This window comes from Uliginosibacterium paludis, assembly GCF_039631355.1.
In the GTDB taxonomy this organism is placed as follows: domain Bacteria; phylum Pseudomonadota; class Gammaproteobacteria; order Burkholderiales; family Rhodocyclaceae; genus Uliginosibacterium; species Uliginosibacterium paludis.
The window spans coordinates 989,115-1,010,864 of the sequence record NZ_JBDIVF010000001.1 but is presented as its reverse complement, the minus strand read 5'-3'; the positions used below and the strand labels follow the sequence as shown (position 1 = coordinate 1,010,864).

The window sequence follows — 21,750 nt, the reverse complement described above, 5'->3', positions numbered from 1 at the left end:
CGTGAGGCAGGTTTGCCTCACGCTCTTTTCACATGAGGCCTCCATGCGCTACTGGCTCATGAAAAGCGAGCCCGCCGACTGCAGCATCGACGACCTGGCGGCCAGGCCTGACCAAAGCGTCCCGTGGTATGGCGTTCGCAACTACCAGGCACGCAACTTCATGCGCGACACCATGCGTCCGGGCGATCTGGCATTCTTCTATCACTCATCCTGTGCGCATCCCGGTATTGCAGGCATCGCCCGTATTGCCAGCCTCGCCTACCCCGACGCCACCCAGTTCGACCCGGCCAGTCCGTATCACGATCCGAAATCAACACCCGAGTCGCCTCGCTGGTTCAACGTGGACGTGCGTTTCGAACGCAAACTCTCATTGATCCCTTTGGCGCGTCTCAAAAGTGTCCCCGAACTCTCCGGCATGAGGGTCCTGCAGCCCGGCAACCGTCTTTCCATTACGCCGGTGACACCAGAAGAGTGGGCCTTCATCACCGGGAGGCTGGCGGGGCAGTGAGTTTTCAGAGTCTGTGAAGCGCGGAGTTCGACAGAACCGCACCCTCCAAGGCTCTGCGCGCAAGGTTTTCCGGGAAACACTTTGATTGCCCGCAAAAAAGACTAAGGGTTTTCCCTTATCTTGTTGATTTGAAAGGTGTTGCGCTCGCGACACGATAAAAAAGTTTTGGGGCAAAAAGTTCAATTGATGTATTCATAAGAGGCGGTGATGTGTAAGAATTCTTCTCACCACGGAGTCAGCTCCGCACCGCAAGGCGCCAGGGCACACCATGGGGAGTGAGGAGACTGGCGTTCCTTGAGAGAACGCTTACAACGGGGCGCACCACAGGTCGCAGCTCCATACGGCAACCGGGCCCGGGTTCAGGGCCCGGTTAGCCGGCAAGTTGAAGGCACGGAATTTTTGCAGGCAGCCAGTGCTGTCGGCGGCGGTGAAGCACCGCACGAAGGGGGAGGGAAATCCGGTTAGCGGATTTCCTCTATTTGGGACGGGAAGCCACAGTGTGACTTCCCGTTTTTTTGTGCCCGTTGAGTGACGACAGGCGTTCAGGCCGGAATTCGCTCTGATGACCACTGCAAGGGTGTTTCCGGTTGCGGAGAGTGCTTAACAGCAAACCCTGATCACAAAATCCGGCGGCAGGGCATAGGATGAATTCGAGGGTGCCGTGCCCGAGAATGCGTCAGGAGGTATGCCATGGGAAGCGTCGGATTTTCTCCAAAAAGTCTTGTTGTTCACGAGCCGTTTCATGCTGACTCGGAAAAGGAGGCAGAAGGCTTCGTTCAGGAGTTGGTTGCGGACCGGCTCCAGACACTGTCTCTCGACGAACGCTACATCAGCGATCACGATCGGGTCGAGGCTTACGGCATGAGAATGCTGCTACGCAGCCTGTGACCTCTCCAGCGGCCCGTGCCGCTGTCGCCTTGACGAAGCCAGGCTGCTTGCCTGGCTTCTTTCATTTTCGCTGCTGAATCAGTTCCCGGCTCGGGCAGAAGCGCGTTCCATGCACCTTGGCGAGTCGATTGGCAGGATGTTGCCTAGCGCCGAGCTGGTGACCTCCACGCCTAGTCGTCGAAGGTGCTTGGTGCAGCCGGGGTTGGCAGCAACGACAAATGGACCAGAAACGAAAAAGCCAAACCCGGTGGTTTGGCTTTTTTTCATGCTCAATCACTTGCGCGTGATTGATGTGGAGCGGGCGATGGGAATCGAACCCACGGCTCTAGCTTGGGAAGCTAGGGTATTACCATTATACGACGCCCGCTCTGCGCTTCCGGCAGGAAGAGGGGCGATTGTAGCCATCCGGCCGCGTCGCCTGCAAGTCATTGCTGCATGCCAGCCCGGGGCTGATCGCCCCTGCATGGTAAAATCGGGGCCGGATTTTTCCCGTAACAGCCGCCGTCCCATGCTCGCGCTCAAGATCAATGGCGAAACCCGCCAGGTGTCCGCCCCGTGTTCCGTTCTGTCTCTGCTCGAGGACATGTCGCTCGTAGGCAAGCGTGTCGCCGTCGAGCGCAACGGCGAGATCGTACCCAAGGGCCTGCATGCCACCACGCAGCTCGCCGAGGGTGACGTGCTCGAAATCGTTGTGGCCGTAGGCGGCGGCTGAACCAGACTCAGGAACCAGACATGACTGATGTGTTGAAGATCGGCGATCGCGAGTTTTCGTCCCGCCTGCTGGTCGGCACCGGCAAGTACAAGGATTTCACCGAAACGCGCGAGGCCATTGTTGCCTCCGGCGCGCAGATCGTTACCGTCGCCGTGCGGCGCGTGAACATCGGCCAGAACGCCAACGAGCCCAGCCTGCTCGACGCGCTGCCGATGAAGGAATTCACCTATCTGCCGAACACCGCCGGCTGCTATTCGGCCGACGACGCGGTGCGCACGCTCCGCCTGGCGCGCGAGCTGCTCGACGGGCACGACCTCGTCAAGCTCGAAGTGCTGGGTGACCAGACCTCACTCTTCCCGAACATGCCGGAAACGCTGAAGGCCGCGGCAACGCTGGTCAAGGACGGTTTCAAGGTGATGGTGTACTGCTCGGATGACCCCATCCAGGCGAAGATGCTGGAAGACATCGGCTGCGTGGCGGTGATGCCGCTGGCGTCCTTGATCGGCTCCGGCATGGGCATTCTCAATCCGTGGAACCTGCAGCTCATCATCGATCAGCTCAAGGTGCCGGTGATCGTCGATGCCGGCGTGGGCACCGCCTCGGATGCCGCCATTGCCATGGAGCTGGGCTGCGACGGCGTGCTGATGAACACCGCGATCGCCAAGGCGCAGAACCCGGTGCTGATGGCCGGCGCGATGAAGAAGGCCGTGGAAGCCGGGCGCGAAGCCTATCTGGCTGGCCGCATGCCGAAGAAGTTCTACTCGGCCAGCCCCAGCTCGCCCACCACGGGCCTGATCGGTAGCTGATCGGCGCGGGGCGGGGCGATGCGCTATCAGGGTCGCCTGAGCCAGTGGGACGACGCGCGCGGCTTCGGCTTCATCACCCCGAATGGCGGCGGCGAGCGCGTGTTCCTGCACATTCGCGCCCTGCCGCGCAGCAGCGCCCGGCCTGTTGAAGGCATGCTGTTCACCTATCAGCTGGGGCGTGACGCACAGGGCCGGCCGCGCGCCATCGAGGCGCGTCGCGTGGGCGAAGCGGCGGCTCCCGCTCCCGCGGGGGAAGGGCGTGTGGCGCCGGTGTTCGCCTGCCTGTTCTGCGTCGCCGTGTTCGCGCTCACGCTTGCGGGCCGCCTGCCCTGGCAGCTCGCGGCGGGCTATGCCGGGCTGAGTCTGGCAAGCTTCATCGCCTACGCGCTGGACAAGCAGTCCGCGCAGCGCGGCGGCTGGCGCACACGCGAATCCACCCTGCACCTGCTCGCCCTCGCCGGCGGCTGGCCCGGCGCCCTCGCTGCCCAGCGCCTGGTGCGTCACAAGAACGCCAAGCCCGAGTTCCAGGCCGTGTTCTGGCTCACCGTGCTGCTCAACTGCGCGGGGCTGCTATGGTTGTTGATGCCACCCGGGCAAGCTTTCCTGCGTTCGCTCGGGGTTTGAAACGGTTTCTGAAGAGTTCTGAAGAATGACTGACGAGAAAGACGAAAACAACGCGGCCCCCCAGGGCGAACCCACGGGCCGCTTCTCCCGCCAGCCCATCCGCAGCTTCGTGCTGCGCCAGGGGCGCATGTCCGACGCGCAGAAGCGCTACATGGACGAGCTCTTGCCGCGCGTCCAGATTCCCTACGCGGAAGGCTTCATCGACTACGCCGCGGTGTTCGGCCGCCAGGCGCCGGTGGTGCTGGAAATCGGCTGCGGCATGGGCGACACCACGGCGAAAATCGCCGCCACGCTGCCCGACACCAACTTCATCGGCATCGAAGTGCACGGCCCCGGCGTCGGCAATCTGGCCAAGCTGATCGACGAGCAGGGGCTGACCAATCTGCGCGTGATGCAGCACGACGCCACCGAAGTGGTGCGCGACATGCTCGCCCCCGATTCGCTTGCCGGCATCCACGTCTACTTCCCCGACCCCTGGCCGAAAAAGCGCCACCACAAGCGCCGCATCCTGCAGCCGGCCTTCGTCGCCCAGCTCGCCTCGCGCCTAGCGCCCGGCGGCTATCTGCACTGCGCGACGGACTGGGAGGAATACGCCCAGTTCATGCTCGAAACCCTCTCCGCCGAGCCGCTGCTGCAGAACACGGTGGCCGACTACGCCGAAAAACCCGCCTACCGCCCCCTCACCAAGTTCGAGGCGCGTGGTTTGCGCCTGGGGCACGGCGTGTGGGATCTGGTGTTCCGGCGCAAGCAGGATTGAGCTGCGGGGCCGCCGGAGGATTGCCTCTCGCCAAGGCTTTGTGCGGGGTTCGGTGGTTCGGCAGGGGAATGCGCGAGCTCTGATCGCTTGGCCCCAAGCCGTCCGCACTTCGATACCTCAGTGCGAACGGCTTTGGGTGGCGCCGGCGTGAAGCAAGCATGCTTGTGGCTGGGCTCTCGGCGCTAGCTGTTTTGGGAGGCTGATGGTTGCGGACCGTTAAGCCCGTCGCTGCGAGTTCTTCCCGAATGGCGTGTTGGCGCTACGTGGAGGCTGTCGTTCAATTCCGTTCGTGCTGAGGTATCGAAGCATGAACAGGCGCCGGGGGAATCGCATGGCCTTTTACGTCTACGTCCTGAAATGCGCGGACGGCAGCTACTACACCGGACATACGGACGATCTCGAAGTTCGTATGCAGCAGCACATGAGCGGCGCGATCTTGCTGCACGGCGCGTCGTTTGCCGCTCGAGCTGGTATTTCAGGAAGCGTTTGTGACGAGGGAAGAAGCGCTGGCGGCAGAGCTGCAGATAAAAGGCTGGAACCGAGCGAAGAAGGAAGCCATGGTCCGCGGCGACTGGAATGAGGTTTCGCGTTTGGCGCGGCGCTGAAATGCCTTCTGCTTCATCTTCTGGCCAGCGCTGATTTTCGCCAGCCAGGGCTCGGCAGAATCCTTAATGCACGGAGTTTGTTCGCCCGGCCCATGGCCGTTCACACTTCGATACCTCAGTGCGAACGGCTTTGTGCGTGGCCGGCGTGGAGTCGCGTTGTTGTGTTTCGGGGGGGGGGGGGGGGCGCCTGAATGCTTCCGCCAGTTCCATCCAAACCACAACCCCGCTCGTGCTGAGGTATCGAAGCATGAGCGGGCGCCGGGGCAAAATTTTTCCAAGTGCTTCGTGTGTGATTTCATGAAAATCGGGAGTTGGTTTCGCTGGATCTGATCGAACCCGTTGTAGGAGCCAGCGTGGCTGGCGATACTGCGGGTTCCCCATCCTGAGCGGGCCTGCCGCTGATTCCGAATTCATGACTTCGCTCCGCCTTCCTCCCACACGCATCCTCGGCATTGACCCCGGCCTGCGCATCACCGGTTTCGGGGTGATCGAGCGGATTGGCAGCGCGCTGCAGTATGTGGCCAGCGGCTGCATCAAGTCGCCCGATGGCTCGCTGCCCGAGCGCCTGAAGGTGATCCTTTCAGGCGTGCAGGAGGTGGTGGATACCTACCAGCCCGCCGAGGCCGCGGTGGAAATCGTGTTTGTGAACGTGAATCCGCAATCCACGCTGCTGCTGGGCCAGGCGCGCGGGGCGGCGATCTGCGGGCTGGTGAGCCGCAATCTGCCGGTGTCGGAATACACCGCGCTGCAGGTGAAGCAGGCGGTAGTGGGTTACGGCAAGGCGAACAAGGAGCAGGTGCAGCACATGGTCAAGCGCCTGCTGCAGCTGCCGGGGGACCCGCAGGCCGACGCGGCGGACGCGCTCGCGGTAGCGATTTCCCATGCCCACGGCGGCGCGGCGGCAGGCGGCCTGCTGGCCATGGCGAAGAGCACCCGCAAGCGCGGCGGGAGACTTGTGAGCCTGCCCGAGTCCAAGCGCTGAGAGACACTTCCGCAAGCGCTGCGGAACCAGGATTTTGCCCGACTCCCGACTCCCGACTCCCGACTCCCGACTCCCGACTCCCGTGTTCTCAGCGCCCCAGTTCTGCCGCGAGCTGGCTGGCCATGCGCTCCGCCTGACGCAGGTAGCCGCCACCGAAAAGATTCAGGTGGTTCAGCACGTGATAGAGGTTGTAGAGCATCTTGCGTTGCTCATAGCCCTCTGCCAGCGGCCAGGCTGAACGATAGGCAACATAGAAATCCATCGGCAGTCCGCCGAACAGCTCGGTCATCGCGAGATCGGTGTCGCGGTCGCCGTAATAGCAGGCGGGGTCGAACAACACGGGCGTGCCATCCGGCAGGGCGCCGAGGTTGCCGCTCCAGAGGTCGCCATGCAGCAGGCTGGGTTGCGGTGCGTACTCGAGGAACAGTGCCGGTGCGCGGTTGCACAGTCGTTCGCCGTCGCGCTGCAGGTCGCCGCCGAATCCCTTCCTGGCGGCCCGTTCGAGTTGCGGCAGCAGGCGCTGCTGGACGAAGAAGCGGGACCAGTTGTCGCTGGCGGGGTTGGTCTGTGGCGTGTTGCCGAGAAAATTGTCGTGATGCCAGCCGAAATGCTCGCCGGTGCAGCGGTGCAGTGTGCTCAGTGCCTCGCCCGCCCGGCGCGCAGTCTCAGGGCTGCGGATCGGCTGGATGTCCAGCCACTCAAGTAGCAGGAAGGTCTGGTCTTCGATGCTGCCGTGGGCCAGGACCTCGGGGGTACGGATTGCGCTGCAGGTGCGCAAGGCGGCCAGGCTCGCCGCTTCGGCGGCAAACATCGCTTCGCCATCCGCTCCGCGCAGTTTGACGAACGCCGCTGCGCCGGGGCCGATCAGCTTCAGTGCGGTGTTGATGTCTCCACCCCGGACAGGCTCGACGGACTGGATCCGGAAATCCGAACCGAGCGCTTCCCGGGCATGCTGTTCGAGTGCGGCGCGCAGGGCAGGTGAGACCATCGGCTCAGCCTTCCTGCTTGTAGGCGTAGGAGAAGTTGATCGGCGGTGAGGTGACCGAGAGGTAGACGAAGTCGGCTTCGCTGTCGTTGATGAAGCCGTGCACCTCGCCATCGGCGAAGCGTGCTACATCACCCGCTGTGATCGGCTGCGTCTGCTCATCGGCCAGCAGCAAGCTGCCGCAGCCTTCGAGGGCGATCCAGATCTGTTCGGAAGATGAATGCGTGTGGCGCTTCTGTACTGCGCCCGGGGCGACCACTACCCGCGTCAGGGTGACGCGCTCGGAGAGGGAGTTGTGCGGCGAGAGCAGCTGCGTGGACACCACGCCGGGGTTGCTCAGAACCTTGAACTGCTCGGCACTCAGGAACTCCATCTCGACCTCTCTGCGTGAAACAGGCGGGACGGGCCCGCCTTGTCGTGTGGCTCAGCTTGCCAGCCGCGCTCTCGCCCGGGCGATGGCTGCGCGCACCTGCTCCGGCGCAGTGCCGCCGATGTGGTTGCGCGAAGCCAGTGAGCCTTCGACGGTGAGCACGCCGAAGATGTCGTCAGCCAGTTTCTCCGGCGCGCCCGGCACATGGGCCATGCAGGCCTGCAGTTCGGCGAGCGACATGTCCGGCAGATCGCAGCCCTTGGTTTCGGCGGCACGCACGGCCAGCGCCACGGCTTCGTGGGCGTCGCGGAAGGGCAGGCCTTTCTTCACCAGATAGTCAGCCAGGTCGGTGGCGGTGGCAAAACCCAGCTTCAGGGCTTCGCGCATGTTGGCGGCCTTCACCTTGATGCCGGTGATCATGTCCGAGTAGATGCGCAGGGTGTCGATCATCGTGTCGGCGGCGTCAAACAAGGGTTCCTTGTCTTCCTGATTGTCCTTGTTGTAGGCCAGCGGCTGGCCCTTCATCAGCGTGAGCAGCGCGATCAGGTGGCCATTGACGCGACCGGTCTTGCCGCGCACGAGTTCGGGCACGTCCGGGTTCTTCTTCTGCGGCATGATCGAGGAGCCGGTGGTGAAGCGGTCGGCCAGATCAATGAAACCGAAGCGCGGGCTCATCCACAGGATCAGCTCTTCGGAGAGGCGCGACAGGTGCATCATGGCCATCGCCACGGCAGCACAGAATTCGATCGCGAAGTCGCGGTCCGACACGGCGTCCAGCGAGTTTTCGCAGACCTCGTCGAAGCCCAGTTCGCGCGCGACGAATTCGCGGTCGATCGGATAGGTGGTGCCGGCCAGGGCGGCCGAGCCCAGCGGCAGGCGATTGACGCGGCGGCGCACATCGGCAAAGCGCTCGGCATCGCGGCGCAGCATCTCGCTGTAGGCCATCAGGTGGTGGCCGAAGGTGACCGGCTGGGCAACCTGCAGGTGAGTGTGGCCTGGAAGCGGCGTTTCGGCATGCTTTTCAGCCAGATCCAGCAGGTTGCGCTGGAATTCGGCGATCAGGCCAAGGATGCTGTCGATCGTGTCGCGCAGCCAGAGGCGGATGTCGGTAGCGACCTGATCATTTCGCGAGCGTCCGGTATGAAGTCTTTTGCCCGCCATGCCGATAAGGAGGGTGAGGCGCTGTTCGATGTTCATGTGAACGTCTTCGGCGTCCAGACTCCACTGGAACTCGCCACGCTCGATCTCACCGGCAATCTGGGCCATGCCGCGTTCGATGTCGGCCAGATCCTGCGTGCTGATGATGCCCTGTTTGGCCAGCATCTTTGCGTGGGCGAGCGAACCCCGGATGTCCTGGGCAGCCATGCGGCAGTCGAAAAATACCGACGCCGTATAGCGCTTGACCAGATCGGAGACGGGTTCCGAGAAACGGCCGGACCAGGTGCCGGTAGATTTGTCTGTCATAATGATTTTCTTGATCTGCAGGATATCTGAAGCAAAAAGGAGCTGGTTGGCGCGTCATGGCAGACACACCGGAAACAGGGGGTACAAGTATAAAGCAAGCGTCCGATCGCTCCGCGATTCCGGAGCGGCTGCGCGTCATGGTGCCGGATTTCCGCAATCTGGGCGCCTTGCTGCGGGTGCTGGCGCTGGGCCACGCGCTGCTGCTGGCCACCGTCCTGATCCGTACCCCCACGCTGCACGACTCTCCCCAGATGCTGATCTACATGATCGGTCGCATCGAGCTGCCGCTGCTGCTCTTCGCCATCACGCTGTATGTGTTCGGCGACTGGCTTCATCACCTCTCCTGGCGGGATCTCACGCTGACCGTCGCCAGTATCGCGCTGGGGCTGACCATCGTCTGCCAGACCTGGATCCTGCCTTCGACCAGTTCGGATGGCTATCTGCGCGGCATGCTCTGGGCGCTTGTCTGTTCGCTTGTCACGGTGGCCTATTTCCGCTGGCGACAGATCGCTCAGATGCCTGCGCTTGGCGAGGCACGGATTCTGGCCCTGACCGCCCGGATCCGTCCGCATTTCTTCTTCAACAGCATCAACGGCGTGCTGGGCGTGATCCGCTCCGACCCGAAACGTGCCGAGCAGTCGCTCGAAGCGATGGCCGAACTTTTCCGCGAACTGATGCGGGACAGTCGGGAACTCGTGCCCTTGTGCGATGAAATCGAGCTCTGCAACCGCTACCTTGAGCTGGAGCGCTTGCGTCTCGGGGATCGCCTTTCGGTGAAGTGGGAACTCAAGCACGCACCGCTTAACGCACTGGTTCCGCCGTTCATGCTTCAGCCCCTTCTCGAGAATGCCGTATATCACGGTATAGAGCCTAATCCGGAGCCGGGGCACATCCTCCTGCGCATCGTCAGGCGCGGCAGCATGCTGGACATGCGGATCAGCAATCCTGCCTGCAAGGAGGAGCGGAAGTCCGCCGGCAACAAGATGGCCATGAACAACATACGTGAGCGCCTGGCGCTGTTTTTTGACCTGGAAGCAACGCTGACGACGGAAGAGACCGAAGGGGAATTCCGTGTCAGGGTGAGGCTGCCACTACGCAGGGAGGAAAAATGATGGATCCGGCACCTTTGGCCGTTCTGATTGTGGATGACGAAGCACCGGCAAGGGAGCGGCTGCGGGATCTTCTGGGTGACATCGCGGCAGACCAGCCCACGCGCGTGGTCGGCATGGCCGGCAACGGTCTCGAAGCATTGCGCATGCTCGAGAACACCAACGTCGATGTCATCCTGGTCGATATCCGCATGCCCGCAATGGGCGGCATCGAGTTTGCCCAGCATGCGAGCAAGCTGAAGGTGCCGCCCCGCATCATTTTCGTGACGGCTTACGACGAGCATGCTGTCCAGGCTTTCGAACTCAACGCGATTGACTACCTGCTCAAGCCGGTGCGCTCCGAACGCCTGGCCGCCGCGCTGGGCAAGGCCCGCACGGCCGCCCCGGTCACCCGCGAGGAGCTGGATCCGATCGCCGAACCGCGTCGCCACCTGACTTGCAGCGAGCGCGGCAAGATTCATCTGATTCCGATCGCGGATGTGCTCTACCTCAAGGCCGAGCTGAAATACGTGACGGCCCGCACGGTGGCTCGCGAGTTCCTGCTCGAGGAGTCCCTCGTGCAGCTGGAGCAGGAGTTTCCGGAGCGTTTCGTGCGGATTCACCGCAACTGTCTCGTGTCGCGCGAGGCGGTGGTCGGTTTCGAGCGCTCTGTCGGTGAGGATGGTGGCGAAGGCTACTGGAGCGTTCGCCTGAACACGCTGGGCGAGCTGCTGCCGATCAGTCGCCGGCAGTGGGCAAACGTCCGCGCTGTGCTCGGCGACTGAAAACCGCACATAAGCCTGCTGGGCGGGCCGATCTCGAAGCTCCGGTGCTCAGGCTGCTCACGTAGCCATTCGCTCCTTGCTTAGAGCCCCGCCCGCTCGCTACGGCTTCTGCGCGATTTTTGGAGCGTGTCTGCAATGCAAAGGCCGGCTGGATGCCGGCCTTTTTGCTTTCGGGGCTCAACTGTCGCCCCGCATGAAGGGCTGCGGAATCCGGGGCGTTTTTTCGTCAGGCCTTGCTGACTTCGACGAGGCAGTCGTAGAAGGTGGCGCCGCCGCCCATGTCGGTCAGCGCTTGCGAGGTGACGGCGTTGGCATTGTTGCCGTCGCCCGAGAGCTTCTGCCACCAGATCGATGGCGCAGACACCACGCCTTCGCGCACGCCGGGCTGTGCGGTATCGACGCGCAACCAGGCATGGAACGCGCCGCGCCGGTTGAAGATGCGCACGCGTTGCCCGTCCGAGAGGCCGCGCGCAGCGGCGTCAGCAGGGTGCATGTCCAGCCAGGGCTTGCCCTCTGCATCGCGGAAGCGGGGCAGATTGGCAAAGCTCGAGTTCAGGAAGTTGCGCGAGGGCGGGCTGACAAAGGCCAGCGGAAACTCGCGCGCCAGCTCCGGATTGCTGCGCGGCCCCTCGTGCGGCGGCACATAGTGCGGCAGGGGATCCATGCCGTTTCTTGCCAGCATGTCGGAGTAGAACTCGCATTTGCCTGACGGCGTGGGGAAGCCCCCTTCGGCAAAGGGCGCGTAGGGGGTCGGAACGTCGAGGCGTTGCCAGCCCTCCGCAGCCAGCGTGGCAGGGTCGATACGGGCGCTGCGCGCATGATCCTTGCGGAAGGCGCCTGCGCTGATCTCCTCGTCGCTTTCCTGGAAGCAGGCTTCGGTGAAACCCATGCGGCTGGCCAGTTCGCGGAATACCCAGGTGTTGGGCCGCGCTTCGCCGAGCGGGGCGATCGCCGGCGTGTTGAGCATCACGTTGAGGTGGCCGTAGGACTTGTGGATGTCGTGCTGCTCCAGCTGGCTGGTGGCGGGCAGCAGGATATCGGCGTAGTCGGCGGTGTCGGTCTGGAAGAGTTCGTGCACGACGACGAACAGATCTTCGCGGGCAAAGCCGGCGCGTACCCTGGCGGACTCCGGCGCCACAGCAACCGGGTTCGAGTTGTAGACCATGACCGCGCGGATGGGAGGATCGGTCTCCTCCAGCAGCGCGTTGCCGATGGCGCTCATGTTCACATGCCGCGGCGGAAAGCGAGGATCGGCCGGGTAGAGGTCCGGGCGTTCAAGCGCGGCGTCATTGACGCCATAGCTGCCGGAGGTCGAGAGCAGGATGCCGCCATGAGGCGAGCGCCAGTGCCCAGTCAGCGCGGGCAGGCAGGCAATGGCGCGCATGGCCGAGCCGCCGCCGGCACAGCGGTTGAGGCCGTAGTTGGCCCGGATCACCGCAGGTCGGCCTTCCTGGCCATATTCCCGTGCCAGTTGTTCGATGTCGGCGGCAGCGAGCCCGGTTTCCGCGGCAGCGCGCTCCGGCGTCCATTCGGCGACCCGCCGCTTCAGTGCGGCATAGCCGGTGGTGTAGCGGGCGATATAGTCTTCGTCGCAGAGCTCGTCACGGATCAGCACATGCATGAGCGCGAGTGCCAGGGCGCCGTCGGTGCCGGGCAGGGGAGCGAGGTGCCAGTCGGATTTCTCAGCCGTCAGGCTGCGGACCGGGTCGATGCAGACGACCCGTGCGCCCTTGCGGCGTGCCTCCACGATGCGCGACCAGAGATGCAGATTGGAGATGACCGGATTGGAGCCCCAGATGACGATGTACTGTGCGTCGGCAAAGGCTTCCGGGTCGGTGCCCAGGCTCGCGCCGATCGTGGCCTTGTAGCCCTGGGCGCCGGCTTCGGCGCAGATCGTCCGGTCAAGAAAGCTCGCGCCCAGGCGATGAAAGAAACGCCGGTCCATTGAGCTGCCCTGCACCAGCCCCATCGTGCCGGCGTAGCTGTAGGGCAGGATGGCGCGCGGATCGGTTGCCGCGATGTTGCGGAAGCGCTCTGCGATTTCGTTGAGCGCTTCGTCCCAGCTGATGCGCACGAAGCGGCCTTCGCCCTTCGCGCCCACGCGTTTCATCGGGTACTGCAGGCGCTGCTCCGAATAGGTGCGCTCAAGGTAGTGGGCGACCTTGCTGCACAGCGTGCCGCGCGTGAACGACGGGGATTCGGCGCCGCGCAGCTTGATTGCACGGCCGTTCTCGACCGTGACTTCCATCGCGCAGGTATCAGGGCAGTCGTGCGGGCACACGGCTTTCACCTTTGTGGCCTGCGAGGGGGGTGTCGACATGAAGCGCTCCGGTGTCGGTCAGTTGCCGGACTGGCCGCTCAGCTCGATGTAACGCTTGCGGTCAGTGTCGAAGCGATTGCGCATCTGGTCCATTTCACGTTGCTTGGCAGCAATCACGGAGCGGATCGATTCGAGCTCGGCCTGGGTGGTCGCGATGTTTTCGGCCAGCGCCTTCGGTACCCTGCCCTTGTCGGGAATCTGTTTTTCGAGCTTGAGGCCCTGGGCCATCAGGTCGGCCTCCCGCGCTCTGGATGCGCGGATTTCGCCTTCCAGGTTGCCCAGGTCCCGGTCTCGGCGTCGGTCGAGTTCGCTGACGGTGGCGTAGGATTCCAGCAGGACCTGGTCGCGCCGGCGGGCTTCGGCTTCCCGCGCGAGCTTGTCACGCTGGGCACGCAACTCGGCGTCCTTCTTCGCACGCTGTTCGGGCGTCATCGGGGCGTCGACGGTCCGCACGATGCGACCGCCAACGATCTCGAAGTAGGTCTTGTCGTAGCAGACCTGGGGCAGGGTGTCGCCGCAGGCACGGTGGCCGGCGGCATCATTGCAGCACAGCGAGCGCGACTGAGCCTGGGCCGGCACGGCCAGCGGCAGCAGGAACAGCGGCAGGATCAGGGCGCGCAGCAGCATCAGCTGACTCCGTAGGTCTTGCGGTAAGCCTGGACGGCAGGAAGAAACTCGGCGAGGCGGGCATCGCCCGAGATGAAGCTCATCAGGTCGTCGAGATTGGCAACCGCGATGACCGGCACGCCGAACGCATCACGCACTTCCTGGGCGGCGCTCTTCTCGCCGGTGCCGCGCTCCATGCGGTCGATCGCGATCAGTACGCCGGCCAGTTCGGCGCCAGACGCGCGGATGATCTCGACCGATTCGCGCACCGAGGTGCCGGCGGAGATCACGTCGTCGATGACGATGACGCGCCCCTTGAGCGGTGCGCCAACGATGATGCCGCCTTCGCCGTGATCCTTGGCTTCCTTGCGGTTGAAGCAGAATGGCGCGTTGCGGCCGCCTGCCGCAAGCTGCATGGCGGTGCCGGCGGCGAGCGGGATTCCCTTGTAGGCCGGGCCGAACAGCATGTCGAACGCGATGCCCGAAGCGCGGATCGCCTGCGCGTAGAAGTGGCAGAGCTGACCGAAGGACTCGCCGTCATCGAAGAGCGCCGTATTGAAGAAGTAGGGCGACAGGCGACCGGCCTTGGTCTTGAACTCTCCGAAGCGCAACACCCCCTTGCGTTCCGCGAGGGCCAGGAAATCACGGCTAAAATCCACGGTATTCATTCTTTTCGGGTAAATGCCGCCATGGTACGCATCATCACTGCCAACCTCAACGGGATCCGGTCCGCTGCCAGCAAGGGTTTCTTCGAGTGGCTGGCCACGCAGGATGCGGATGTTGTCTGCCTCCAGGAGCTGAAAGCGCAGGAAGCGGACCTGAGCGCTGAAATGCGGGCGCCAGGCGGCATGCACGGCTTCTTTCACTGCGCGGAAAAGCGTGGTTACAGCGGTGTCGGCATCTACAGCCGTCTGTCGCCGGCCAGTGTGACAAGCGGCATCGGCGTCGAGGAGTTCGATCTTGAGGGGCGCTACCTGCAGGCGGATTTCGATCTGCCGTCCGGCCCGCTTTCGGTGGTTTCGCTCTACCTGCCTTCGGGATCCAGCTCAGAAGAGCGCCAGCAGGCCAAGTTCCGCTTCATGGAAGCCTTTGCGCCAAAGATGAAGCGCCTGATCGAGAGTGGTCGCCATGTCGTGCTGTGCGCCGACTGGAACATCGCACAGCGCGAAATCGATCTGAAGAACTGGAAGAGCAACCAGAAGAACTCGGGCTTCTTGCCCGAAGAGCGCGCCTGGATCGCGGCCCGCCTGGCGGAAGGCTGGGGAGACGCCTACCGCCTGCTTCATCCGGATGCCACGGACGAGTGCTACACATGGTGGAGCAATCGGGGGCAGGCCTGGGCAAAGAACGTGGGCTGGCGACTGGATTACCAGCTGGTGACACCCTCGATGGTCACGTCGGTGCGCTCGGCCACCGTGTTCAAGGCCCAGCGTTTTTCCGACCATTCGCCACTGATTGTCGATTACGCACTCTGAATGCGGGCTGATCGCTATGTGGCAGGCCGTGACTGGATTAAAATCCCGGGATTAATGAAACGGGCTTCGCTATGGATACGCTCCAATTGCTGCACGAATTCCTCAAGCGGCGGGTAACCAATCCCCCCGAGACCCTCTCGGTCGAGATGCGGCTTGAAGAGATCGGTGTGGATTCGCTGACGCTGCTGGACCTGATGTTCGACATGGAAGACAAGTTCGGCGTGCGCATGCCCGACGACCTTCCGCGCCCCGAAACCGTGGGTGAGCTGATCGACATTTTCGAGAAACTCAAGCCCGCAGCGACCCCGAATGAGTAAATCCATGCGTCGCCGCGTGGCGGTGACGGGAGTCGGGCTGGTCAATCCCTTTGGTGGTCTGGACGCGCAGGACTTCTTCTCCCGCTTGATGCGGGGGGAGTCCGCCGTGCGCGCCTACACCCATCCCGCCTCGCCTTCTCCCCTGATTCAGCCTGCCGGCGTGTGCGCCGGTTTTGACCCCGAAACGATGCTGGGGCGCCCGCTCGCGGCCGTGACCGATCGCTACAGCCAGCTTGGCGTGGCCGCCGGTTTTGCGGCTTGGGACGACGCCGGCCTGCCCCGCGAGGGTGGGGGCTCCGACGAGGCAGGCGTGTCCTGGGCCACCGGCGTCGGCGGCACGCTGACCTTCGAGAAGGGCTACACCGACTTCTATGTGCACGGCAAGGACCGGGCACATCCGCTTTCGGTCGTGCTGGCCATGAACAATGCCGCCGCCTCGCACCTGGCCATCACGCTGGGTCTGGGCAGTGCCTGCCTGACCTATTCGGTGGCCTGTGCTTCCTCCGCGGTTTCGATCGGCGAAGGCATGCGCCGCATCCTGGCAGGCGAATCCGATCTGGTGCTGGCGGGCGGCTCCGAAGCGCCGCTGTCCTTCTCGGTCATGCGTGCCTGGGAAGCGATGCGCGTGGTGGCGCAGGGCGATGAAACAAGCGCCTACCGAGCCTGTCGTCCGTTCCAGAAAGGGCGTACCGGGCTGGTGCTGGGCGAAGGGGCTGCGGCGCTGGTGCTCGAAGACTGGGATCGTGCCGAGGCACGCGGCGCACGCATCTATTGCGAGCTCGCCGGTTACGGGCAGAGCTGCGACCATACCCATCTCGTCAAGCCGGACGCCTCCGGCCAGACACGTGCAATCCGGCTGGCGCTGCGCGAAGCCGGGCTGGCGCCGGACGAGATCGATTATGTCAATGCACATGGCACGGCCACCCGCGAAGGCGATCCGGCCGAGATCGAAGCCTTGCGCCAGGTTTTCGGCGAGCACGCGAGCCGGCTGATGGTCAGCGCCACCAAATCCATGCATGGACATCTGCTCGGCGCGACCGGCGCCATCGAGGCGCTGATTGCCGTGCTGGCCGTGCATCGCGGCGAGGTGCCTCCCACCGCGCATCTTGATGAGGTGGCGGACGATTGTCTGGGCGTGCGTCATGTGATGGGCGAAGGCCTGCGTGACGTGCCGGTGCGTGCCGCCCTGTCCAACTCCTTCGCTTTCGGCGGCAGTAATGCCGTGCTGGCATTCAGGGCCGTCGCATGAGTCGTTTGCTGGATCTGCGGAAGACGCCGGGCGCTGGCCGCTTGCCGGGCGCGCTGGGCTGTGTGGCTTACGGACACGGTGTGCAGCTTGCCGGAGCGGACGTCAGTGTCGGCCTGAAAGTGTTCGGCGCCGAGGCGGAGGCTCATGCATGGCTGGCCGAGGGGCCCTTCACCGAAGGGACGCTGGACGGCCTGCATTACCGCCACAACAAAGATTTCCTCTTCGGCTGGATCAGCCTCGGCGAGCAGGCCTGCCGGCCCGGAGCCGACATGAGTCCGCTCGAGACGGTCAGTCGTCAGGCCTATGACGCGGTTTTCGCGGTGCAGGCGCAGACCGGCTTTACCCATCTGCTGCGCTGCTGGAATTACCTGCCCGGCATCAACATCGACGGCGGCGGCCTGGAGCGCTACCGCCAGTTCAACATCGGTCGCCAGGACGCCTTCATCGCGGCGCGCCAGGCCTGGCTCGATGGCTCGCCCTCGGCCTGCGCGCTGGGTTCGGCCGAAGGCGAGCTGGTGGTCTACTTCCTCGCCGGCCGGCATTCGGCGCTGCCGATCGAGAATCCGCGCCAGACCAGCGCCTACCGCTATCCGGCGCAGTACGGCCCGCGTGCGCCGACCTTCTCGCGCGCCAGCCTGCTGCGGCTGGAGAGCGAGGAAGTTCTCTTCATTTCCGGCACGGCCAGCATCGTTGGCCATGAAAGCCTGCATCTGGGAAACGTGCGCGAGCAGACCCGCGAGACGCTGCGCAACCTGGATGCGGTGGTGGCCGAAGCCAACCGGCATGCCTTCTTTGGCCGCTTCGAGACGCGCAAGCTGTTTCTCAAGGTTTATCTGCGTCATGCCGAAGATCTGCCTGTGATTCGCGAGACCCTGCAGCACGCGCTGGGCGAGGGGCTGAACGTCTCCTTCCTGCTGGCGGATGTCTGCCGGGCCGAGCTGCTGGTCGAGATCGAAGCCTTCGGTTTTCTTGATGCGGAGCCCGCATGCTGAAACGCAGCCTGTTGTCCTGTGCCTTGCTGGCGACACTGCCTGCCCAGGCGACCGAAGTGCCGCGCTGGGAACTCGGAGCCGGCCTGGGCGGTGTGCGCCTGCCCGATTACCGGGGCTCGGATGAATCCCGCAACTATCTGCTGCCTTTCCCTTACTTCGCGTATCGCCTCGACTGGCTCAAGGCTGATCGCAACGGCGTCCGCGCCAGGCTCTTCGATCTGGATCGCACCGAGCTGAATTTCAGCGTCGGGGCCACGCCGCCGGTGCGCAGCAGCAAGAACCGCGCACGCGAGGGCATGCCGGATCTCAAGCCGATGCTGGAGTTCGGCCCTTCGCTGGATGTGAATCTCTGGCGCAGCGCCGGCGACAGCTACCGGCTCGACCTGCGCATGCCGCTGCGGGGCGCCATCGAGGCGCGCTCGAATCCGCGGGCAGCAGGCTGGACCTTCTCGCCGCGGGTGAATCTCGACATCGCCGGCCTCGGCCATGCTGACGGCTCGAAGGACGGCTGGCGCCTGGGCCTGCTGGCCGGCCCGCTGTTTGCCGACAGCCGTCAGAACCGCTATTTCTACAGCGTGAGCGAATCGCAGGCGCGCGCTGACCGGCCCGCCTACCGCGCCAGTGGCGGCTATTCCGGCATGCAGTTTCTGGCCTCGGTCTCGCGCCAGTTCGGCGATGTCTGGTTCGGCGCCTATGCGCGCTGGGATTCGCTGCACGGCGCCGTGTTCGAAGACAGTCCGCTGGTCCGGCGGACCAGTTACCTCACCGCCGGCTTCGGGCTGACCTGGACCTTCGCCCGTTCGAGCGAGATGGTCACGATCGATGATGATTGAGGCGCATGAATCCTTCGCACCTGCCTCGTTTCCTGCGTCATCTCTATGAACGCTTTGCACTGCTGCTCGGCCTCGGCGGCCTCGGTATCGGCTGCCTGATCTGGACGGCCTTCGCCTTGCCGCTCGGCTTCGTGCTGCGCGGGCGGCGCGGCGTGCTGATCGGCCGCGGCGTGGCCGAATACGGTTTCCGCTTCTACCTCTGGTGCCTGCACTGGATCGGCGTAGCCCGCTTCGATCTGAGCGCGCTTGATCGCCTGCGCGACGAAGGCGCGATGATCATTGCTCCCAACCATCCGGGGCTGCTGGACGCGCTGATGGTGATTTCGCGCCTGCCCGACGTGGCCTGCGTGCTCAAGGCCAGCCTGCTCGACAATCCGCTGTGGGGCGCGGGCTCGCGGCTGGCGGGTTATATCCGCAACGATTGGTTCGTCGGCTCGATCAACCTGGCGGTCGAGGAGCTGCGCAGCGGCGGCCAGCTGCTGCTCTTTCCCGAAGGCACCCGCACCGAGGCGCCACCGCGGCTCAACGCGTTTCGTGCCGGGGTGGCCTATGTCGCGCACCGTGCCGGCGTGCCGATCCAGACCGTGATCATCGAGGCCGACACGGCCTTTCTCGGCAAGGGCTGGCCCATCCTGCGCCGGCCGGACATGCCGATGCACTTCCGCATCCGGCTCGGGCAGCGCTTCGAGGCACCGGCCGATCCGGTCGCCGCCACGCGCGAGCTGGAAGCCTACTTCGCGACGCAGCTGCCGCATTCTCCGGGCAAGGCATGAACGCATCCCTGACTCATCTCGTCCTGATTCCGAGCTACAACGCCGGCGCGAAACTCGCTGAAACGGTGCGGGCAGCGCGTGCGCAGTGGAACCCGGTATGGGTCGTGATCGATGGCTCCACCGATGGCAGTGCGGCAGCGGTGGAGGCCATGGCGGATTCCGACGCCGGCCTGCGCGTGCTGGTGCTGCCGGAGAACCGCGGCAAGGGGGCCGCCGTGCTGCACGGGCTGGACGAAGCCGCGCGCGCGGGCTTCACCCATGTGCTGACCATGGATTCCGACGGTCAGCATCCGGCCGACCTGATCCCCGCCTTCATGCAGGCCTCGCGCCAGCGTCCGGCCGCGATGGTGCTGGGCGTGCCGGTGTTTGACGCGAGTGCGCCGGCGCTGCGCGTGAAGGGACGCCGCATCTCCAACTGGTGGGCGAATCTCGAAACGCTCTGGGCAGGCATCGGCGACTCGCTGTATGGTTTCCGCATCTATCCGGTCGAGCCGCTGCGCCGCGTGATGCACGGCCAGCGCTGGATGCGGCGCTTCGATTTCGACCCGGAAGCCGTCGTTCGTCTGGCCTGGGCGGGCGTACCCGCCCTCAATCTGCCGGCGCCGGTAAAGTATCTGAGTGCAGCCGAGGGCGGGGTCTCCCATTTCAATTACTGGCGTGACAACCGCCTGCTGAGCTGGATGCACTTCCGCCTGATGTGCGGCTTTTTCCTGCGCCTGCCGATGCTGCTGGCGCGCCGACTGTTTTCCTCCCGATAGCGAGGTCGAGATGTCCGCTCCGGCACGCGATACGGTTCATGCGCCGCATGCGCCGCTGACTGACTACTACGCCAGCGAAAGCGAGCGGGCCGGCTTCGTGCGCGGCATGTTCGACAGCACGGCGGTCGATTACGACCGCATGGAGCGCATCCTCGGGCTCGGCTCGGGCCCCTGGTATCGCGGCAAGGCGCTCGAGCGCGCCGGACTGCGCGCCGGCATGCGGATCTGCGACGTCGGCACCGGCACCGGGCTGGTGGCACGCGCGGCGGTACGCATCACCGGTGACGCGAAGCTGGTGGTCGGTGTCGATCCCAGTCCGGGCATGATGGCGCAGGCCCGTCTGCCGGAGGGTGTGCAGCTCGTTGAGGGCAGGGCCGAGGCGATTCCGTTTCCGGATGCGAGTTTCGATTTCCTCTCGATGGGCTACGCCTTGCGCCACATCGGTGACCTCTCGGTCGCTTTCCGCGAATTCCACCGTGTCATGAAGCCGGGGGCGAAGCTCTGCCTGCTGGAGATCACCAAGCCGGAAACCCGCTTCGCGAGCTTTCTGCTCAAGCTCTACATGAAACTCTGCGTGCCCTTGCTGGCCTTTGTCGTCGGTCGCGAGAAGCGGGGCACCAGCAGACTCTGGCGTTACTACTGGGACACCATCGAAGCCTGCGTGCCGCCGGCCGAGGTCGTCCGCACCCTCGAAGAAGCCGGCTTCGTGATGGCGCGTCGCCACATCGATGTCCGTGGCATGTCCATCCTGGCCGAGTACCAGGCGACCAGGCCCGCCTGAGGTCTTGCCACTGTCATGCAGATCGGGCAGATCCGGAATCATCTTGCAGAGCTGGGGGCCAAGCCCGAGCATGTGCGCCGCGTGCTGCGCGCCTGGCTGCATGCGCAGCCGCTGACCGCCGGACGCAAACGGGCCGAGGACGTATTGCCGCTCGCGGTGCGTCGGGCGCTGCCGGCACTGGAACTGGAGCTCGCCGCACTGGCGGCGCTGCGCTCCGAGCATCCGGGCGAGGACGGCTCCGCGCGCCTGCTGGTCGGCCTGGTGGATGGCCAGACGGTGGAAAGCGTGCTGCTGCCGCGTGACGGGCTCTGCGTCTCCACCCAGGTCGGCTGCGCGGTCGGCTGCGTGTTCTGCATGACCGGGCAGGACGGGCTTCTGCGTCAGGTCGGCAGTGCCGAGATCGCGGCCCAGGTGGTGCTGGCGCGCTCGCGGCGGCCGGTGAAGAAAGTGGTGTTCATGGGCATGGGCGAGCCCTCTCACAATCTTGACAATGTCATGGAGGCGATCGAGCTGCTCGGCACGGTCGGGGACATCGGTCACAAGAATCTCGTCTTCTCCACCGTGGGTGACGCACGCGTTTTCGAGCGTCTGCCACAAGGCCCGGTGAAGCCGGCGCTGGCGGTGTCGCTGCACACCACCGACGCGAAACTGCGCGAGGAGCTCTTGCCGCGTGCGCCGCGTCTCGATCCCGCCTGGCTCGTCGAGCAGGCCGAGGCCTATGCGCGGGCGACCGGTTACCCGATTCAGTATCAATGGACGCTGCTCGAAGGCATCAATGATTCCGAGGCCGAGCTGGACGGCATCGTGCGGCTGCTGGCGGGCAAGTATGGTCTCCTCAACATGATTCCCTACAACGCCAATGAAGGCCTGCCTTATCGCCGCCCGTCCTGGGACAAGGCGCGCGAGATCGCGCGGCGTCTCACGCAGGCCGGCGTGCTGACCAAGTTGCGTGACTCTGCCGGACAGGATGTGGATGGTGGCTGCGGGCAGTTGCGCGCCCGCGAGAAGGCCAGCTTCCAGGCCTCTGATGCGCGCGAGCAGCGCGTGCGCTGGCTGCGTCGCGAGGACTGAG

The 21,750-nt window shown here is 64.6% G+C and carries 25 protein-coding genes and 1 tRNA gene; 19 read left to right on the top strand and 7 right to left on the bottom strand.

All coding sequences use genetic code 11. The features are described from left to right. Window positions 1–43 precede the first annotated feature (43 nt). Both ABDB87_RS04925 and ABDB87_RS04920 read left to right on the top strand, forming a co-directional pair. Window positions 44–508 (top strand): EVE domain-containing protein, encoded by a 465-nt coding sequence (locus ABDB87_RS04925; protein ID WP_345924597.1) that lies wholly within the window; start codon window positions 44–46, stop codon window positions 506–508. Window positions 509–1,198: 690 nt separating this feature from the next. Beyond that, window positions 1,199–1,396, top strand: coding sequence for a hypothetical protein (locus ABDB87_RS04920; protein ID WP_345924595.1), 198 nt, complete (start codon window positions 1,199–1,201; stop codon window positions 1,394–1,396). A 293-nt stretch (window positions 1,397–1,689) separates the two neighbouring features. Here the strand turns inward: ABDB87_RS04920 and ABDB87_RS04915 are convergent. Continuing rightward, window positions 1,690–1,763: transfer RNA gene (locus ABDB87_RS04915), tRNA-Gly, on the bottom strand. Window positions 1,764–1,904: 141 nt separating this feature from the next. Here ABDB87_RS04915 and thiS point away from each other — a divergent pair. The 6 genes from thiS to ruvC all read left to right on the top strand — a co-directional run bounded on the left by thiS (window position 1,905) and on the right by ruvC (window position 5,882). Beyond that, the gene (thiS, locus tag ABDB87_RS04910) at window positions 1,905–2,108 is read left to right on the top strand and encodes a sulfur carrier protein ThiS (RefSeq protein ID WP_345924593.1); all 204 of its coding nucleotides are present in this window, start codon (window positions 1,905–1,907) and stop codon (window positions 2,106–2,108) included. A gap of 20 nt (window positions 2,109–2,128) precedes the next feature. Continuing rightward, the gene (locus ABDB87_RS04905) at window positions 2,129–2,914 is read left to right on the top strand and encodes a thiazole synthase (protein ID WP_345924591.1); all 786 of its coding nucleotides are present in this window, start codon (window positions 2,129–2,131) and stop codon (window positions 2,912–2,914) included. A gap of 18 nt (window positions 2,915–2,932) precedes the next feature. Further along, window positions 2,933–3,538: a DUF1294 domain-containing protein gene (locus tag ABDB87_RS04900; RefSeq protein ID WP_345924589.1), complete on the top strand. Its 606-nt coding sequence runs from the start codon at window positions 2,933–2,935 to the stop codon at window positions 3,536–3,538. Between the two features lie 25 nt (window positions 3,539–3,563). Next, window positions 3,564–4,295, top strand: coding sequence for a tRNA (guanosine(46)-N7)-methyltransferase TrmB (trmB, locus tag ABDB87_RS04895; protein WP_345924587.1), 732 nt, complete (start codon window positions 3,564–3,566; stop codon window positions 4,293–4,295). Window positions 4,296–4,626: 331 nt separating this feature from the next. Further along, window positions 4,627–4,875 (top strand): GIY-YIG nuclease family protein, encoded by a 249-nt coding sequence (locus tag ABDB87_RS04890; protein ID WP_345924585.1) that lies wholly within the window; start codon window positions 4,627–4,629, stop codon window positions 4,873–4,875. Window positions 4,876–5,312: 437 nt separating this feature from the next. Continuing rightward, a complete protein-coding gene (ruvC, locus tag ABDB87_RS04885; protein WP_345924583.1) occupies window positions 5,313–5,882 on the top strand; it encodes a crossover junction endodeoxyribonuclease RuvC in 570 nt (189 codons plus the stop codon). Window positions 5,883–5,970: 88 nt separating this feature from the next. Here ruvC and ABDB87_RS04880 read toward each other — a convergent pair whose 3' ends face one another. Genes ABDB87_RS04880 through argH form a run of 3 tightly spaced genes read right to left on the bottom strand, consistent with a single transcriptional unit; the run spans window position 5,971 to window position 8,701 of the window. After that, a complete protein-coding gene (locus tag ABDB87_RS04880; protein WP_345924581.1) occupies window positions 5,971–6,870 on the bottom strand; it encodes a fructosamine kinase family protein in 900 nt (299 codons plus the stop codon). Between the two features lie 4 nt (window positions 6,871–6,874). Continuing rightward, window positions 6,875–7,240, bottom strand: a complete 366-nt coding sequence (locus ABDB87_RS04875; protein WP_345924579.1) for a cupin domain-containing protein — start codon at window positions 7,238–7,240, stop codon at window positions 6,875–6,877. A 51-nt stretch (window positions 7,241–7,291) separates the two neighbouring features. Further along, complete coding sequence (gene argH, locus ABDB87_RS04870) at window positions 7,292–8,701, bottom strand: argininosuccinate lyase (RefSeq protein ID WP_345924578.1); 1,410 nt, start codon at window positions 8,699–8,701, stop codon at window positions 7,292–7,294. A gap of 137 nt (window positions 8,702–8,838) precedes the next feature. Here argH and ABDB87_RS04865 point away from each other — a divergent pair, with 137 nt between their 5' ends. Further along, window positions 8,839–9,813 (top strand): sensor histidine kinase, encoded by a 975-nt coding sequence (locus tag ABDB87_RS04865; RefSeq protein ID WP_345924577.1) that lies wholly within the window; start codon window positions 8,839–8,841, stop codon window positions 9,811–9,813. After that, on the top strand, window positions 9,813–10,574 hold the full coding sequence (locus tag ABDB87_RS04860; RefSeq protein WP_345924694.1) for a LytR/AlgR family response regulator transcription factor: 762 nt from the start codon (window positions 9,813–9,815) through the stop codon (window positions 10,572–10,574). The genes ABDB87_RS04865 and ABDB87_RS04860 overlap by 1 nt, the downstream gene beginning before the upstream one ends. A gap of 226 nt (window positions 10,575–10,800) precedes the next feature. Here ABDB87_RS04860 and ABDB87_RS04855 read toward each other — a convergent pair whose 3' ends face one another. From ABDB87_RS04855 to pyrE, 3 genes are read right to left on the bottom strand one after another with little or no spacing between them, the layout of a single operon-like run. Then, window positions 10,801–12,894, bottom strand: coding sequence for a molybdopterin-containing oxidoreductase family protein (locus ABDB87_RS04855; protein ID WP_345924575.1), 2,094 nt, complete (start codon window positions 12,892–12,894; stop codon window positions 10,801–10,803). An 18-nt stretch (window positions 12,895–12,912) separates the two neighbouring features. Next, entirely contained in the window at window positions 12,913–13,521 is a 609-nt protein-coding gene (locus tag ABDB87_RS04850; protein WP_345924573.1) for a hypothetical protein, read from the bottom strand. Further along, window positions 13,521–14,159: an orotate phosphoribosyltransferase gene (gene pyrE, locus ABDB87_RS04845; RefSeq protein ID WP_428715116.1), complete on the bottom strand. Its 639-nt coding sequence runs from the start codon at window positions 14,157–14,159 to the stop codon at window positions 13,521–13,523. Before pyrE ends, ABDB87_RS04850 begins: the two co-directional genes overlap by 1 nt. A gap of 30 nt (window positions 14,160–14,189) precedes the next feature. Here pyrE and ABDB87_RS04840 point away from each other — a divergent pair, with 30 nt between their 5' ends. The 9 genes from ABDB87_RS04840 (at window position 14,190) to ABDB87_RS04800 (ending at window position 21,749) form a co-directional block, all read left to right on the top strand. Next, the gene (locus tag ABDB87_RS04840) at window positions 14,190–14,975 is read left to right on the top strand and encodes an exodeoxyribonuclease III (protein ID WP_345924569.1); all 786 of its coding nucleotides are present in this window, start codon (window positions 14,190–14,192) and stop codon (window positions 14,973–14,975) included. 71 nt (window positions 14,976–15,046) lie between these two features. Further along, window positions 15,047–15,292, top strand: coding sequence for an acyl carrier protein (locus tag ABDB87_RS04835; RefSeq protein WP_345924567.1), 246 nt, complete (start codon window positions 15,047–15,049; stop codon window positions 15,290–15,292). After that, on the top strand, window positions 15,285–16,541 hold the full coding sequence (locus tag ABDB87_RS04830) for a beta-ketoacyl-[acyl-carrier-protein] synthase family protein (protein WP_345924566.1): 1,257 nt from the start codon (window positions 15,285–15,287) through the stop codon (window positions 16,539–16,541). The genes ABDB87_RS04835 and ABDB87_RS04830 overlap by 8 nt, the downstream gene beginning before the upstream one ends. Further along, entirely contained in the window at window positions 16,538–17,533 is a 996-nt protein-coding gene (locus ABDB87_RS04825; protein ID WP_345924564.1) for a chorismate transformation FkbO/Hyg5 family protein, read from the top strand. The genes ABDB87_RS04830 and ABDB87_RS04825 overlap by 4 nt, the downstream gene beginning before the upstream one ends. Then, window positions 17,527–18,366: a MipA/OmpV family protein gene (locus tag ABDB87_RS04820; protein ID WP_345924562.1), complete on the top strand. Its 840-nt coding sequence runs from the start codon at window positions 17,527–17,529 to the stop codon at window positions 18,364–18,366. Before ABDB87_RS04825 ends, ABDB87_RS04820 begins: the two co-directional genes overlap by 7 nt. Before the next feature lie 5 nt (window positions 18,367–18,371). Beyond that, window positions 18,372–19,139, top strand: a complete 768-nt coding sequence (locus ABDB87_RS04815; protein WP_345924561.1) for a lysophospholipid acyltransferase family protein — start codon at window positions 18,372–18,374, stop codon at window positions 19,137–19,139. Beyond that, window positions 19,136–19,897, top strand: coding sequence for a glycosyltransferase family 2 protein (locus ABDB87_RS04810; RefSeq protein ID WP_345924560.1), 762 nt, complete (start codon window positions 19,136–19,138; stop codon window positions 19,895–19,897). Before ABDB87_RS04815 ends, ABDB87_RS04810 begins: the two co-directional genes overlap by 4 nt. A 10-nt stretch (window positions 19,898–19,907) precedes the next feature. Next, window positions 19,908–20,678: a class I SAM-dependent methyltransferase gene (locus ABDB87_RS04805; protein ID WP_345924559.1), complete on the top strand. Its 771-nt coding sequence runs from the start codon at window positions 19,908–19,910 to the stop codon at window positions 20,676–20,678. Between the two features lie 15 nt (window positions 20,679–20,693). Further along, window positions 20,694–21,749, top strand: coding sequence for an RNA methyltransferase (locus ABDB87_RS04800; protein WP_345924557.1), 1,056 nt, complete (start codon window positions 20,694–20,696; stop codon window positions 21,747–21,749). The last annotated feature ends 1 nt before the right edge of the window (window position 21,750 follow it).

Bases quoted from the DNA above. Each gene is read 5' to 3' on its own strand.
- ABDB87_RS04925 (WP_345924597.1), top strand. From the start codon at position 44: ATGCGCTACTGGCTCATGAAAAGCGAGCCCGCCGACTGCAGCATCGAC.
- ABDB87_RS04920 (WP_345924595.1), top strand. From the start codon at position 1,199: ATGGGAAGCGTCGGATTTTCTCCAAAAAGTCTTGTTGTTCACGAGCCG.
- thiS (WP_345924593.1), top strand. From the start codon at position 1,905: ATGCTCGCGCTCAAGATCAATGGCGAAACCCGCCAGGTGTCCGCCCCG.
- ABDB87_RS04905 (WP_345924591.1), top strand. From the start codon at position 2,129: ATGACTGATGTGTTGAAGATCGGCGATCGCGAGTTTTCGTCCCGCCTG.
- ABDB87_RS04900 (WP_345924589.1), top strand. From the start codon at position 2,933: ATGCGCTATCAGGGTCGCCTGAGCCAGTGGGACGACGCGCGCGGCTTC.
- trmB (WP_345924587.1), top strand. From the start codon at position 3,564: ATGACTGACGAGAAAGACGAAAACAACGCGGCCCCCCAGGGCGAACCC.
- ABDB87_RS04890 (WP_345924585.1), top strand. From the start codon at position 4,627: ATGGCCTTTTACGTCTACGTCCTGAAATGCGCGGACGGCAGCTACTAC.
- ruvC (WP_345924583.1), top strand. From the start codon at position 5,313: ATGACTTCGCTCCGCCTTCCTCCCACACGCATCCTCGGCATTGACCCC.
- ABDB87_RS04880 (WP_345924581.1), bottom strand. From the start codon at position 6,870: ATGGTCTCACCTGCCCTGCGCGCCGCACTCGAACAGCATGCCCGGGAA.
- ABDB87_RS04875 (WP_345924579.1), bottom strand. From the start codon at position 7,240: ATGGAGTTCCTGAGTGCCGAGCAGTTCAAGGTTCTGAGCAACCCCGGC.
- argH (WP_345924578.1), bottom strand. From the start codon at position 8,701: ATGACAGACAAATCTACCGGCACCTGGTCCGGCCGTTTCTCGGAACCC.
- ABDB87_RS04865 (WP_345924577.1), top strand. From the start codon at position 8,839: ATGGTGCCGGATTTCCGCAATCTGGGCGCCTTGCTGCGGGTGCTGGCG.
- ABDB87_RS04860 (WP_345924694.1), top strand. From the start codon at position 9,813: ATGGATCCGGCACCTTTGGCCGTTCTGATTGTGGATGACGAAGCACCG.
- ABDB87_RS04855 (WP_345924575.1), bottom strand. From the start codon at position 12,894: ATGTCGACACCCCCCTCGCAGGCCACAAAGGTGAAAGCCGTGTGCCCG.
- ABDB87_RS04850 (WP_345924573.1), bottom strand. From the start codon at position 13,521: ATGCTGCTGCGCGCCCTGATCCTGCCGCTGTTCCTGCTGCCGCTGGCC.
- ABDB87_RS04840 (WP_345924569.1), top strand. From the start codon at position 14,190: ATGGTACGCATCATCACTGCCAACCTCAACGGGATCCGGTCCGCTGCC.
- ABDB87_RS04835 (WP_345924567.1), top strand. From the start codon at position 15,047: ATGGATACGCTCCAATTGCTGCACGAATTCCTCAAGCGGCGGGTAACC.
- ABDB87_RS04830 (WP_345924566.1), top strand. From the start codon at position 15,285: ATGAGTAAATCCATGCGTCGCCGCGTGGCGGTGACGGGAGTCGGGCTG.
- ABDB87_RS04825 (WP_345924564.1), top strand. From the start codon at position 16,538: ATGAGTCGTTTGCTGGATCTGCGGAAGACGCCGGGCGCTGGCCGCTTG.
- ABDB87_RS04820 (WP_345924562.1), top strand. From the start codon at position 17,527: ATGCTGAAACGCAGCCTGTTGTCCTGTGCCTTGCTGGCGACACTGCCT.
- ABDB87_RS04815 (WP_345924561.1), top strand. From the start codon at position 18,372: ATGAATCCTTCGCACCTGCCTCGTTTCCTGCGTCATCTCTATGAACGC.
- ABDB87_RS04810 (WP_345924560.1), top strand. From the start codon at position 19,136: ATGAACGCATCCCTGACTCATCTCGTCCTGATTCCGAGCTACAACGCC.
- ABDB87_RS04805 (WP_345924559.1), top strand. From the start codon at position 19,908: ATGTCCGCTCCGGCACGCGATACGGTTCATGCGCCGCATGCGCCGCTG.
- ABDB87_RS04800 (WP_345924557.1), top strand. From the start codon at position 20,694: ATGCAGATCGGGCAGATCCGGAATCATCTTGCAGAGCTGGGGGCCAAG.